Source organism: Bradyrhizobium sp. AUGA SZCCT0182 (genome assembly GCF_018130185.1).
GTDB lineage: Bacteria > Pseudomonadota > Alphaproteobacteria > Rhizobiales > Xanthobacteraceae > Bradyrhizobium.
Genome location: NZ_JAFCLY010000033.1, coordinates 46923 through 60825 on the forward strand (window position 1 = coordinate 46923; position 13903 = coordinate 60825).

The window sequence follows — 13903 nt, forward strand, 5'->3', positions numbered from 1 at the left end:
AAAATAGCAAGTCGCGGCGGCGGTAACCTAGAGATATGGCCGACAGGCCTGACCAGCACCGTCTTCGTTCAACACGAGGCTGAATCGGCGCAAACTGCCGAACATCATGGCATTTCGGCATTGGTGTCTTCGGAACCGCGACCGAACGGCAAACAATGCCGCACAAACGCGCGAAAATGATCCGATGACGCCCATCGGAACCTGAAGCATGTCTCAGTCAGTACACGTTCACGCGTTTCGCGACCTTCTGGATGGCGGGGGAGTCGTTGACGATCCAGAGCGGATCGCCACCTACACAACGGATCAACGCCAGCTCTTCACGGGGTCAACGCTCGCCGTGCTGAAGCCGGCGACGACGAGGCAGGTTGCCGACATCGTGCGACTGGCGGCGCAACAGGGTATCGGAATCGTTCCGCAGGGCGGCAACACGAGCTACTGCGGCGGCGCGACGCCGGACGCCTCCGGACGGCAGATCATCGTGAACCTCGAGCGAATGGACAGGATCCGCGAAGTCGATTCCATCTCAATGAGCATCTCTGTCGACGCCGGCGCTATCCTGAAGAACGTACAGGACGCCGCGGCGACCGCCGGACTTCTGTTGCCGCTCAGTCTCGGCGCGGAAGGCAGTTGCCGGATCGGCGGCAACATCGGAACGAACGCAGGCGGATTGTCCGTTGTCAGATACGGAATGACTCGCGATCTGCTGCTCGGGATCGAGGCGGTTCTGTCGGACGGCACGGTGGTTTCGGACATGCGCAAACTACGCAAGAATAATACAGGCTACGACATCAAACAGTGCTTCGTTGGAAGCGAGGGGACTCTCGGCATTGTCACGGGCGCTGTGCTGCGTCTCGCGCCCTTGCCGATTCGCCGTGCGACCGCCTGGCTGAAGCTCGCGACGGATGCCCCCCTCGCCGAGTTGCTCGCCCTGATGCGTCGCGAATCCGCGGATCTGCTCACGACGTTCGAATTCATGACGGCCCGATCGATCGCGCTTGCAACCGAAGCGATGACCAACCCGCCCTCCGTCCGCGCCGGCCCCGGGGGCGCCATACTCGCCGAGTTCGCTTCTTCCTCGCGTCATCTCGACCTCGACGCACTGATGGAAGCCATTTTGGCCGAAGCGATCGAGTCCGGATGGATCGAGGACGCCTTCCTGGCGCAGAGCGGATCGCAGCGGGCCGCGATGTGGGAGGTACGCGAGACCATCCCAGAGGGCGAGAAGCGCCGGAACGGATCGGTCAAGCATGACATTTCCGTACCGCTTTCGTCCATTCAGCATTTTCTGGATTTAGCCGGCTCGCAGGTGCGGTCGTATGATGCGGATCTCGAGCTGTCCGTCTATGGACACGTCGGCGATGGCAATCTGCATTACAACGTGCTGGTGCCTCCCGACGTCGATCGGATAGAGTTCACCAAGCGGATCGAAAGCGGCCTGTCGCTGCAACTCTACGACACAGCCGCGGCGCTCGGTGGCACGTTTAGCGCGGAGCACGGCGTCGGCCGGTTCAAGAAGCATCTTCTGGAGCGGTACGGCGACGTCGGCCGTATCGCTGCGATGCGCCGTATCAAGACCGCCTTTGATCCATCGGACATCATGAACGCCGGAGCGATGGTTCGCCCTTTGGGCGAGAATTCTGTCTCTTGAACCTACGAGCGGCCATTTGGAGACGCTTTCGTCCAGCCTCAACCGTTGCGTCTTCGGCTGAGGCAGCCCGATCGCCCATTTCATATTGTCCATAAAGAAAGAGCCACTCCGAAAGAGTGGCTCAAGTTGGGGAGAAAACGCCCCTTAGGGACTGCTGAAACCGCGATCAGACTGCGACCTATTCGATCGGTGAGCATGGCAGGCCGAGGCTCTCGGCCGCGGGCCTCGAAGTTAGCCGTCCGCGATGACCATTAAGTCCTGCATGCAGATGGGGATCTTCGAGCACGGCTGCGAATCCTTTGTTGGCTAGAGGCACCGCCCTGATCTTCAGATGGCGGCAATGTCCAGCTTGGAGCCGTCGACCAGACGCGACAGCCGGAAGGGTGTGGGATCGACGCAAGGCGTGTCGTTTACGACAAGCTCTGCGGCCAGATAGCCGAGCCCCGGGCCCAAACCGAAGCCGTGACCCGAGCAGCCCGCCGCGAGCACGAGGCCATCCACCCCGTCCACCTGCGATACCACAGGCACTGCGTCCGGCGTGCAATCGACGAAGCCGCCCCAGGCGCTGTCGATCTTAATCTCGCCGAGTTGGGGGAAGGTTTTCCGGACACTCTCCGCCACTTGGCTCACCAGCCATTTCAATGGCGGAGGATCCAGCACGCGATTCTGTTCAAAGATCCGATCATCGTTGGTCAGAAGCGCCGCTATTGAATCCGGCCCCGAAACGAACGATTGGCCGACGCCGAGCCTGACGTTCTTCAGGCGACGCAAGAACTGCGGCATGAATTCACGGCTATACCGGATAGCCTGGGGCGTGATTTCGAGGTTCGCCTTGCCGCTGATCGCAAGCGTGTAGCTGCCGTCCAGTCGGCGCGTGATCGTGCAGTAGGGTGTCGAGACCGCCTCGCCGATATTGATTGTGGGGGTGGAACGCAGCGCGGTCTGCCGGATGCTCGCTTGGGGGAAACTGATCCCGAGCGGCCGAAGGAAGCGCGAGGACCAGGCGCCGGCGGCGCAAAGCACCGCGTTGGTTCTGATGTAGCCCTTTTCCGTGTGCACGCCCGCAATCTTGCCATTGGTCAAGTCGAGCGCCCGCGCGGCGCATCCCTGGTGGATCGTGGCGCCCAGAACTCTGGCCGCGTCGGCGATAGCCGGCGCGGCGAGCGCAGGTTCGGCCTTGCCGTCTCGCTCCGAATAGGTCCCGCCGACCCATTTGTCGCGCGCTTCGGGGACGCGCTCGGCCACCTCCGCCCGGCTCAGCACGCGGGTATCGATGTCGTACTCCCTGGCGACCTCGCGCCACTTTTCCCAGCCCGCGAGCACAGCCTCGTCATGGGTCGCATAGACGAGACCACAGCGACGAAATCCAAGGTCCCGATTGATATCGCGCGTGAGCTCGTCCCACAGCCGCATGGAGAGCACCGAGAGCGGCAGTTCGCGCCGGTCGCGGTTCTGCTGGCGGCACCAACCCCAGTTTCGGCTCGATTGTTCACAGGCGACGTGGCCCTTCTCGAGGAGCGCCACAGAGAGGCCACGCTTCGCCAGGTAATAGGCGGCCGTAGAGCCGAGGATGCCGCCGCCGACGATGACGACGTCGGCCTCGGCCGGGAGACGCTCATCGCTGTGAATGCGCTCGACGCGGGGCGACATGTTCCAACGAACCTCGGCTGGCAAGAATGCGGAAGCAATGTTCCGATCAGCCCTTCATCGCATCGTGCGCTCGATAGAATATGCTGAAATCATCTAGGACTTCGCAACATGTTCGGGTTTTTGACCGCTTGATTGATCCGATCTGCTCAAGCCCGACCGAGTCCCAGTTCGGCCGAGGCCGGCGCAACCTGCTCGTCCGTTGGATCGCGCTTGTGGCCCTCGTCCGCTTTCGACCGATGGCGTTGAAAAACTCCCGTTTGCGGCGGGGACCCCGTCTGATTCAGCCCTTTCGCGGGTGCGGGAGGCAGCTGATGACCGGGTAGGTGCGCAGGAGCCGCGCCTTTACGAGTTCAGCCTCGAGCGGTATGTCCCCACGGTGCCGGTTTCGATCCTGACGAAAGCCACTATGGCCTTATCTGGACGGGAGAAACTGAACTGTCTGGGAAAGCGAACGATCTTGCTTTATGGCTACAAGAACAGTGCAATCTGATCTAACGATTCAACTTCGCGCACCTCAAGGGCTCGGCGCTACCTTGCTCCTCGAAAGCAGAAATTGGCCGATATAGAGATCCTGGAGAGCAAGCCCGGAGCTGTCGAAGACGGTGATATCGTCCCGCGCGATCCTGCCCGGACAGCGCCCTTCGAGCACCGCGCCGACCGCGTTCAAAATGAATTCGCCGCTTTCGATCCTCTCACGAACGTGCTGGAATTCCCCGATCTGGATCGATTGCTCCGGCAGATCGCAAAAAAGCTTTGCATGCTCGAAAATCTCACTCGGCAACTCCCGCTTGCCGCGCGCGTCGGACCCCATGCCGGCGATGTGTGTGCCCGGACGAATCCATTCCGACTTGAACAGCGGGACCCGCGACGGCGTCGCGGTGACGATGATGTCCGCTTGCCGACACGCCTCTTCCGCCGTCGAGATGTGGATGTCGAGTTTCACGCCCCGCGACAACAGTTTAGTCGCGAAATCATTGGCTTTGTCACGCTTGCGCGCGACGACATGCAAGCGCTTCAGCGGAAGGATGCGAGCAAGGGCACAGCATTCGAACAACGCTTGGTTGCCAGCGCCGAAGATCGCCAATGTTTCAGATTCCGGTCGCGCGAGCGCATTCGCCGCCACCGCATCGGCCGCTGCAGTTCGATAGGCGTTGGCAGCCGAAGCCTCGATGACCGCGCCGATCCGCCCGTTGTCCTGGTCGATCAGGAAGATCGTCGAGCTATGACGCGGCCGGCCTTTGGCAGGGTTGTCGGGCCAGAATGAGCCGACCTTGAGACCTGCCAACTCAGGCGTCGAACCCGATTTGAGCAAGAACGTGTTCTGCGCAGCCGACGCGTGTGCAATCACGGCCGGAAACACTTTCGCGTCGGCAGAAACCGCCGCGATGAGCGCCTTCCGCACGGCTCCGAAGGCTGATTCATGCGAAATGAGGCGGTTCGAATCGCTTTCCGAGATAAATGTCACCATGGCCTTCATCCAATCCTATTCAATCTGCGCGAACGGGTCGCCGACATGCGGCACCTTAGTTTTGAACGGCTCGCCCTAGAGGTAGCGTTTCATCGATAGAATCCGAGAACGGCCTTGGTCTCGAGATATTCCTCCATGCCCTCGAGGCCGTATTCCCGGCCGTTGCCGGAACGCTTGTATCCGCCAAAAGGTGCGTTCGGGTCCCAGTCGGGGTAATTGAGATGGACTTGACCGGACCGGATCTGCCCGGCGACCGTCCGCACCGTCTCGATATCCGTGCCCTGCACATGAGCGCCGAGGCCGTAGACAGTGTCGTTGGCGATCTCGACCGCCTCGTCGATCGTATCGTAGGGAATGATCGACAGCACCGGGCCGAAGATCTCCTCGCGCGCAATTCTCATGTCGCGACGGACGTTCGAGAAGATCGTCGGCCGCGCATAGAGGCCGAGCTGAAGGTTGCCGGGCCGCCCCGGCCCGCCGCTGACGAGCTTGGCGCCTTCCTCCAGGCCGGCGCCGATCATGGCCTGGATCCGCTCGAACTGCGGCCGATTGGCGATCGGACCATGCGTCGTGCTTTCCGCAAGCGGATCGCCGACCACTATTTCGGGAGCAGCCGCCGCAGCGAGAACCTCAACCTCCGCCATCTGTGAGCGGGACACAAGCATGCGTGTCGGCGCGCTGCAGGATTGGCCGAGATTGCGGAAAGCGGCGCCGACGCCGAGTGGAACGGCCCGGCTCAGCTCGGCATCCGGCAGAATGATATTCGGCGACTTGCCGCCGAGCTCCTGGGCGACGCGCTTTACGGTGGGGGCCGCCGCTTGCGCAACGAGAACCCCGGCACGGGTCGAGCCGGTGATCGAGATCATGTCCACCTGCGGATGCGACGCCAGACTGGCGCCCACGATTGGCCCTGCCCCGTTGACGAGGTTGAATACGCCGGGCGGACAACCGGCATCGTCCATCACCTCGGCGAACAGCAAGGCGCTCAGGGGCGACAATTCGCTTGGCTTCAACACCACCGTGCAGCCCGCCGCGAGCGCCGGACCGACCTTGGCTGTGATCTGGTAGAGAGGCCAGTTCCAAGGGGTGATGAGACCACAGACGCCGATCGCCTCGCGGATGATGGCGGTGCTGCCGCGCGGGCTGATGAAAGAATAGGTCGCGAGATTGTCACGCGCAACGCGGATATGTTCGGCAGCCAGCGGCACTTGGGCGCGGCGCGCGTAGGTGATGGCGGCCCCCATCTCGACCGTGATAGCCTGCGCGAACAATTCCAGCCGATCGAGGAGCAAACCATGGACCCGATCGAGCAGCGCCGCCCTCCCAGCAGCTGGCGTGCGGGACCAGCCGGCGAAGGCTTGTCTGGCGGCGGCGACCACGTACTCGACATCCCCGTCATTGCCGAGCGCGACCTCGACGATCGGCTGTTCGGTCGCCGGGTTAATGACGACCGCCGTCGCCGATCCGGCCGGCTTCCGCCATTCTCCGTCGATGTAGAATTTGCCGAGGAAGCCGGCTTCCTTCAGGTGTCGAACGGCCGAGGTCATTGAAAACGATCCTTGATGCGGTAATAGGCGCCGACCAGCGGAAGGAACCAGGGAGGACCGAGATGACCCGGAATGGCGGGCCAGGCGAAGGGATTGAGCTCGGTGCGCCCGTCCATGACTTCCGCCATGAATGGCTCCGATGTGTCTAACCAATAGGATGTGAGCTTCATATCGACCTCGGATTCTCGCTATCTGAATGCTGGGCACCCGCAAATCGGCGCGACTCTGTTTTGAGAACCTACGAGCCGCGCATTCGCGGCCACTGAGCTTCGATTGCGTCGCTTCCCGCGGAGACGACATTGTACAGCTCGTGCTGTGACGCCGTCGCGCAGGCGTGATTGGGCAGGATCCTGACCTTCGTGCCAATCGGCAGATCCGGCAGGGTCGCAGCCGATCCGGATCTGATGGCGAGGATGCCATGCTCCTGGCTCGCCTGCGCGACGATCAGGTTTGGATAGAGTTCGCCGGACAGATCGCAGACGAGACCGTAACCCTGGTCGATCCGCTGCGCCGCGGTGCCGCGATCACGCGACAGGGCCATCCAGCCCGCATCGACCAAAATCCAGCCCTTCTCCGGCTTCGTTCCGATGACGGTGGTGAGAACCGAAATCGCGATGTCGTCGGTGGTGCAGACACCGACACCGTGCATCACCAGATCGAAGAACATGTACACACCGGCCCGCATCTCCGTGACGCCGGTCAGGTCTTCGCCGAAATGGGCGGTCGGCGTCGAACCGACGCTCACGACCGGACATTCATGCCCCGCCGCCCGCAACGTCTCCGCGGCGGCCACAGCCACGGCCCTTTCGTTCTCTGCAGCCGCGACAAGGGCGTCGGGCGTGCAAAGGCTGTAGGATTCGCCGGCATGGGTGAGAATGCCCGCGAGCTTGACGCCGGCCTCCGCCAAGGCGGCTGCGACGGCGATGAGCCTGGGATCGGTGGCGGTCAGCCCGCCGCGGTGGCCGTCGCAGTCGATCTCGATGAAGGCGGATGGCGTCACAGCAGCGGCGCGGCCAGCATCACCCAGAATCTTCGCCTGTTCGAGCGAATCGAGCAGCACCTTGAGGTCGACGCCGGCTTTCCGGAGACGCATTGCCCTAGCGGCGGTGTGCGGTGCTACGCCCACGGCATAAGCCATGTCCCGAAAACCGTGCCGCGCGAAGTACTCCGCCTCCGCCAAGGTGGAGACGGTGATCGGCCCCAATCCGGACAGGCAGGCGCGCCGGGCAACCTCGATGGATTTAGCGGTCTTCATATGGGGGCGCAGCACGACATCCCGCGCGGCCATCCGAGAGGACAGACGGCCGAGATTGCGATCCAACCGGTCTCTGTCAAGCAGGAGGGCCGGCGTCGCGAGCGCGCCGATCGTCTCGCCCGGTCGGGCGTTCGGGATATCCGTTCCGTCCACCTCTGAGCGCAGCATCCCGATGTCTCCTAACCGAATGACTGGTTGGCGAGCGCGAACGTGCGCGCCGGCCCGGTCGATGGCATCTGCGCCCCAAGGACCATGGTGGTGGCGTCGCTGACTTGCTGCAGCCCGATGCCTTCGAGCCACTCCCCGAGTTGCGAGGTGGCAGAGGTATCGACGCGGACGAAAACACTCCCGAGGAGCGCGAGCGCGGCCTCGATCAATGCGCGCGCATCGGTCGGGCTTTCGGCGACCACAGGACCGATGACATGCCCACGGCCGAACAGACGGGAAATGGCGTAGCCGCGGGGTATGCCGTCACGCAAGAGAACATAGCCGTCGCCGACCTCGATCAATCGGTTCAGCATCTCCCGCCTCGTCCAGCCGGTGGCCTCGTGATCGAGACCCACGATCGCCCCGATATCCGATGGAGCCATTGCCCTGACGAAGCACGGATCCGGCGCCTCATAGCGTTCCCTGGGAATTCCGTGATGCTGATGGATGATCCCGATGGGGACGAAGCCACGGCGCTGGTAAAGCGCCATGCCTTCGACAGTTGAGTTCAACGTGATGATCCGGGGTCGTGCCGCCGCGAGCAGCGCGTCCATCAGCCGGGCCCCGTAACCACGTCCCTGAACGGCCTTCGAGACGATGATCATTCCGGCGGAAGCATGGGTGTCGCCGTAAGGCCACCAGAGCGCGGTCCCCACCACAGCACCCGCACTCGTCACCACGAAACCGCGGCCAAGCTGCAGCGCAAATTCCCAATCCTTGAGCAGGTACGGCCAAGACATCTCCTGCGAGAGCTTCAGGGCACCTTCCAGATGCGATCTAGCGAAAGGGACCAGGGCCACGTCTTCATTCTCGCGATCTCCGGCCTGGGTAACTGCGGATGCCATGATGCGTCGACGTCTCTTGCTTGGGTTGCCGGACTAATCGCCAGTGCCTGACGCGGCGAGATCCAGTTTGACAATGCTCACACGAGTCGCAGCGTATCTTGGGTCCGACAGCATTACGCAATCAGACTGAAGCAAAGTTCGGCAGGGTATTGCATTGATGGTGCGGTAGAAGGGACGATGTGCTGTCAGCGGCGGGCGCGCCACAGCGCGAACCGATCCTGCATCCGATATCCCCAGATGATGGCGGGCATGAACCACGGATTGCCACGATAGAGTGGAATGGAGGCCGGCGGACGAAAGTCAAAGGCGGTGCGCGCCGCCTCGTCGTTCCCCATCAGCTTGTGGGCCGCATGCATACCGATCCACGGCGCCCAGACGACGCCTGAGCCGCAGAAGCCGGTGGCATAGACCACACCGTCCTTTTCGAAGATGCGCGGGAGCATGTCGCGATTCATCGCCACATTGCCGAACCAGCTGTGCGAAAGGCGAACATTCTCCAGCTCCGGAAAAAGGTTCACCAGCCCGCTGCGCAGAAGGAGCTTCGGAGCCACCGGGTTACCAACACGAGAACTGTCGCGTCCCCCTAACAGGATACGTTTGCCGTCGGGCGAAGGGCGGTAATAGAAGCCGACCTGGCGGTTCTCGGTCATCATCATGCGTTTTGGCATCAGCCGGGCCATGACTTCAGGTGCGAGCTCCTCGGTTGCAATGATCCGGCTGCGAACCGGGACCAGCCTGCGGCGCAGGAAGGGAACGGCGCCATCGGTGTAGCCATTCGTGCAAACCAGCACCTGACGCGCCTGCACCGATCCGGCCGAGGTTACGACGCGGAATCCGGAGCCATCCCTCTCGATTGAGATGACGGGGGTGCGTGCATGGACCGCAACTCCCGAAGCAAGCGCCACTCGAAGGAGTTCAGCGTGAAACTTCGCCGGGTGCAGCCCACCGATATCCATCCGGACCGTGCCACCACGGTAGACGTCGGTGCCGATGTAGTTGCGCTGCTCGGCATACGGAACCGCGTGGGACTCGATCCGCAATTTCTTCGAGAGCGCGTCAGCGCTGCGCGCCATCGTTTCATACTGTTCATATCCGAACGCACATTTGAACTGTCCAACCAGTTGAAAGTCGCATTCGAGCCGTTCCGTCCTGATGAATTCGTACAGGAATTCGCGTGCGATCTTGCCTTCCGCCTCGATCGCCAGCGCCTTGTCTTCGCCGAAGCGTCGAGAGATCGTCGCGTAATCAGGTCGTATGCTTGCGCTGGTTATTCCACCGTTGCGCGTCGAAGCCCCCTCGCCCGGGTTCATTGCATCAAAGGCCGCAACCGAGCGGCCCTCGCGCGCCAGCACCAACCCGGCCGAAAGGCCGGCATAGCCCGCGCCCACGATCAGCACGTCGAGTTTCTTGGGCAATGGCTGTTGGGGAAGCGGTTTTAGCGGTGAGGCTTCCCACCAGTAGGGCGTATCCTTCTCGGCGGCTCTCGGCTCGTGCATGTGACTGACTTCTCGTGTGTTAACGCGTGGCCTGGGATTACGGACAAGATCCGTTATGATCAGCCAAGGCGATGCTTGCGACGTCTACGCGCGTCACGAAACACTGCTGCATGGCCTTCAACGCTGTCCGCTTTCCTGCCACTCGCATCGCATTGAACTCAAATGTGGTCGTTTCGAACGTCGAGCGCATCGCGCAGCCCGTCGCCGATGAAGTTGAAGCTTGTCACCGCGATTGTGATCGCAACGCCAGGAATGATTGCCAGCCAGGGCGCGCTGGCCAGGTACTTCTGGGCACCGTTGAGCATGTTGCCCCAGCTGGGCAGCGGTGGCTGGATCCCAAAACCGAGGAAGCTGATATACGCTTCCAGAAGTATCGCGCGGGCGACCGTCAAACTGGCGGCTACGATGATCGGACCCATGGCGTTGGGCAAGATCTCCCGGAACATGATATGCGTGCCGCTTAGCCCAAGCATCCGACCGGCCTGGACAAACTCACGCTCGCGTAACGAGCGAACCTCGGCCTCGACGATGCGGGCAACTTCCATCCATTTGGTGACTGCGATGATAACCGTGATCATGACGGGGCTGGGCCGCAATGCTGCAGCCAGCGCCAGTACGAGAAAGATCGACGGAAACGACAAGAAGCCATCGACCGTACGCATGAGGACTGCGCTGATCCAGCCGCCGCGATACCCCGCGATCACGCCGACGAGTGTTCCGATCACTATCGATAATAGCATCGCCGAAAATCCCACCAGCAGCGAGATCCGCCCTGCCATCAACAGTCGAGCCGCCACGTCACGCCCCAGCGGATCCGTACCAAGATAATGATGTCCGGTCATCGGAGGAGCGAAGCGGGCGCGCAAGTCAATGTGCAGCGAGTCGTATGGCAGCAGATAGGGGCCTAAGACGCATGCCAGCGTCAGCAGCGTGATCATTGTCAGACCTAGCAGCGCCAGGCGATGGCTAATGAAGCGGTGTACCGCGCGGCTGTGCCACCATCGGCTTGGAACTGTGCTTACGGCGAGAGCGGTCATATCGGTTGGCTCCTCTGTCGGAACGTGCGGGTTCAACCCAGACGAATGCGCGGGTCGACAATGGCGACGACGATGTCGGCGATCAGGTTTCCGAGAATGACCAGGATGGCGGAGAATATCAGCAACCCCATCACGACCGGGTAGTCGCTGTAACCGAGGCTGTCGAGAAACAGCCGTCCCATTCCTGGCCAGGTAAAGACTGTCTCGGTCACCAATGCACCCGTTAGAATGCTGGGCAGCTGCACTCCTGCAAGCGTGATCATTGGCAGGAGTGCGTTGCCGACCACATGCTTCAAGAGGATTCGGCGCTCGCTCAGGCCCTTGGCGCGGGCAGTTTTGACGAAGTCCTGACTAATGGCGTCCAGCGTCGCCGTCCGCATGTAGCGGCTCCAAACCGCGACATGGACAAGTGACAGGACCACGCTGGGCAGGATCAGATGGTGTAGGTAATTCAGAACGGAGCCGTCGCCGATCGTGTACATGTTCCCGGCGGGCACCCAACCCAGCTGCAGCGAGAAGACGTAGATCCCGACAAGCCCGAACCAGAAGGTCGGGATCGATAGCGCGACCATGGCGCCGATCGTTGCCAGATAGTCAAACATCGAATAGCGGTGGGTGGCGCCACGAATACCGATCCAGGTACCGATCGCGATCGCGATCACCGTCGAGGTACCCATCAGCAGTAGCGTGGCAAAGATATGCCGTCCGATCACGGCCAGCACGGATGTTCCGTCACGGAAGGAGCGGCCCCAGTCGCCTTGCACAAGGCGCCATACCCAGTCGAAATACTGGATCCATAGCGGCCTGTTCAACCCCAACTGTTCCGCCAGCCGCTCCATATCCTGCTGGGTCATGCTTGGATCCCGCGCGTATTGCGACAGGGGGCCGCCTGGAATAAGGCTCAGAATGATGAAGCCGATGATCGAGACGATCACCAGCAGCGCGAGGCTCTGTGAGAGGCGATTCAACAGAAATCCGCGCATTCGGCCCTCCTCCTGAGAATGAGAAATTCAGTAGTACGTTGCCGCCCCGACTGGCTTTCGCGAGACGGGGCGGCGGCTGCGAATATCAGCTCACCCAAGACCAGGCGCCGGCGTTCCAGGATTCGGTGCGCGTGTTGCCGTTAGACATCGCACCTTGAATCCCTTTCTTGTGCCCCTGCACGGCAATGTTCTGGTAAAGCGGTAGCAAGGGTAGATCATGCCGGACCAGTTCTTGTACGCGGAAGTAGATTGCGCGCCGTGCTTCCGGATCGAAGGTGCGGCTGCCTTTCTCCAATAGAGAGTCGACCTCCGGATTGACGTATTGCGCATTGTTTGAGCCGCGGCCGCCTTTATTACCGATCGCATTCGAATGCAGGCGGTTGGTGACGTCCGGGTCTGCGCCGATCAAATAAGTGCTGCCTACTATGACCGAATCGAAACGCGATCGTTGCCAGAATTCGCCCCACATCACCGCGGCGGGAAGGTTGGAGATGGTCATTTCGACGCCGATCTCTGCAAACGCCTGCTGCAGATACTGCTGCACCTGCTCGCGAAGGGGGTCGCCTGACGTGGTCGAGTTGGTAAAAGACAGACGCACCCCGTCTTTTACCCGGATCCTATCCTTTCCTGGCACCCAGCCGGCTGCGTCGAGGATCTGCTGCGCACGCTTGACGCTGAACTCCTGCACCGGCAGGCCCGGGTTATAATAGAAGGACTGCCGCGGCATGAAGGTCTCAGTCGGAGTCGGTACGCCGTAATAGAGCCCGTCGATAATTGCCTTCTTGTCGATCGCTGCGTAGAGCGCCTGACGGACCTGCAGCTCCTTGAACTGCGGGCGCTCGAGATTCAGGTAAAAAGACTCGAATGAGGATTTGGGCTCCAGCGTCACCACCCGGCTCGGCAGCTTGCGAGCTTCCTCGTAATGATCGGGGCTGATGTATGTCTGGCCCACGAGGTCTATATCACCGCTCTTGAATTGGGTGTAGAGGACGGTGAGATCAGGGATGTATTTGAAGATCAGGCGCTCGATATAAGGACCATCACCGAAATAATTCGAGTTGGCGACAAGCTCGACGCGGTCGCCGGGAACGCGCGTGCCCCACTTGAATGCACCAGTACCGATTGGCGCTTGGTTGAAGGCGGCATTGTTTGGATCAGCCTCCTTCTCCAGGATGTGCTTCGGCACAACGAAGGTTTCGGTCAGGAACGACAGGTACGGTGCGAAGGCCTGCTCCATCCGCCATGTGATCTCGACAGGCGAGACCACGGCGATGTCGCGCACCAACGAGTGCCCCGTTGTACGCCAACTGCGGAAGTTCGGCTTCGTGATGAGTTCGAGGGTGAATTTCACGTCCTCAGCTGTGAAAGGCTTGCCGTCGTGCCAACGGACATCGTCGCGCAAGCGGATCCGCCATTTCAGACCGTCCTCGGAAATGCCGCCGTTCTTTTGGGTCGGCACTTCGACGGCAAGGTTCGGCTGAATTACGCCTTTGGGATCGATGCGAAAGAGCGCATCGAAAACCGAGAAATGGACGCCGTCATCGACCTCGATATGTGCCATCAGCGGATTAAAGACCGTGGGTTCCTGCGAGAGCCCGACGACAATCCGGCCCTTGGGGACTCGTGGAGCCTTTTGGCCGAAGGCGGGCCTGGTCAACAGATGGGGCGCGAAGATGCCGGCAGCCCCGCCTAAGGCGATCATTCGCAATGTGTCGCGCCGCGAGTAGTTTGATGCAGATTTGGAATGTTTGGTCATGGTTTCCTCCT

General features: G+C 61.4%; 10 protein-coding genes and 2 pseudogenes. 1 reads left to right on the forward strand and 11 read right to left on the reverse strand.

Annotated features, from left to right (window positions below; genetic code table 11):
* Nucleotides 1–208 precede the first annotated feature (208 nt).
* Complete coding sequence (locus tag JQ611_RS29020; protein WP_249133532.1) at nt 209–1648, forward strand: FAD-binding oxidoreductase; 1440 nt, start codon at nt 209–211, stop codon at nt 1646–1648.
* Nucleotides 1649–1826: 178 nt separating this feature from the next.
* On the opposite strand, the pseudogene JQ611_RS42780 reads toward JQ611_RS29020, so the two are convergent.
* The 11 genes and pseudogenes from JQ611_RS42780 to JQ611_RS29070 all read right to left on the reverse strand — a co-directional run.
* Nucleotides 1827–1958 (reverse strand): annotated as a pseudogene (locus JQ611_RS42780) (alanine dehydrogenase); the annotation flags it as partial.
* Between the two features lie 17 nt (nt 1959–1975).
* Entirely contained in the window at nt 1976–3298 is a 1323-nt protein-coding gene (locus tag JQ611_RS29025) for an FAD-binding oxidoreductase (protein ID WP_212467359.1), read from the reverse strand.
* Nucleotides 3299–3812: 514 nt separating this feature from the next.
* Nucleotides 3813–4766 carry an ornithine cyclodeaminase family protein gene (locus JQ611_RS29030; RefSeq protein WP_249133533.1) on the reverse strand — a complete coding sequence of 318 codons (954 nt, stop codon included), beginning with the start codon at nt 4764–4766 and terminating at the stop codon, nt 3813–3815.
* Between the two features lie 89 nt (nt 4767–4855).
* On the reverse strand, nt 4856–6313 hold the full coding sequence (locus tag JQ611_RS29035) for an aldehyde dehydrogenase family protein (protein WP_212467360.1): 1458 nt from the start codon (nt 6311–6313) through the stop codon (nt 4856–4858).
* Nucleotides 6310–6441 (reverse strand): annotated as a pseudogene (locus JQ611_RS29040) (FAD-dependent oxidoreductase); the annotation flags it as partial. The pseudogene JQ611_RS29040 and the gene JQ611_RS29035, both read right to left, overlap by 4 nt.
* A 110-nt stretch (nt 6442–6551) precedes the next feature.
* Complete coding sequence (locus tag JQ611_RS29045; RefSeq protein WP_212467361.1) at nt 6552–7736, reverse strand: alanine racemase; 1185 nt, start codon at nt 7734–7736, stop codon at nt 6552–6554.
* 11 nt (nt 7737–7747) lie between these two features.
* Nucleotides 7748–8620: a GNAT family N-acetyltransferase gene (locus JQ611_RS29050; protein ID WP_212467362.1), complete on the reverse strand. Its 873-nt coding sequence runs from the start codon at nt 8618–8620 to the stop codon at nt 7748–7750.
* A 185-nt stretch (nt 8621–8805) separates the two neighbouring features.
* Nucleotides 8806–10116 (reverse strand): FAD-binding oxidoreductase, encoded by a 1311-nt coding sequence (locus JQ611_RS29055; protein ID WP_212467363.1) that lies wholly within the window; start codon nt 10114–10116, stop codon nt 8806–8808.
* Nucleotides 10117–10274: 158 nt separating this feature from the next.
* On the reverse strand, nt 10275–11153 hold the full coding sequence (locus tag JQ611_RS29060) for an ABC transporter permease (protein ID WP_212467364.1): 879 nt from the start codon (nt 11151–11153) through the stop codon (nt 10275–10277).
* Between the two features lie 32 nt (nt 11154–11185).
* On the reverse strand, nt 11186–12136 hold the full coding sequence (locus JQ611_RS29065) for an ABC transporter permease (protein ID WP_212467365.1): 951 nt from the start codon (nt 12134–12136) through the stop codon (nt 11186–11188).
* 85 nt (nt 12137–12221) lie between these two features.
* Nucleotides 12222–13892 (reverse strand): peptide ABC transporter substrate-binding protein, encoded by a 1671-nt coding sequence (locus JQ611_RS29070; protein WP_212467366.1) that lies wholly within the window; start codon nt 13890–13892, stop codon nt 12222–12224.
* Between the last annotated feature and the right edge of the window lie 11 nt (nt 13893–13903).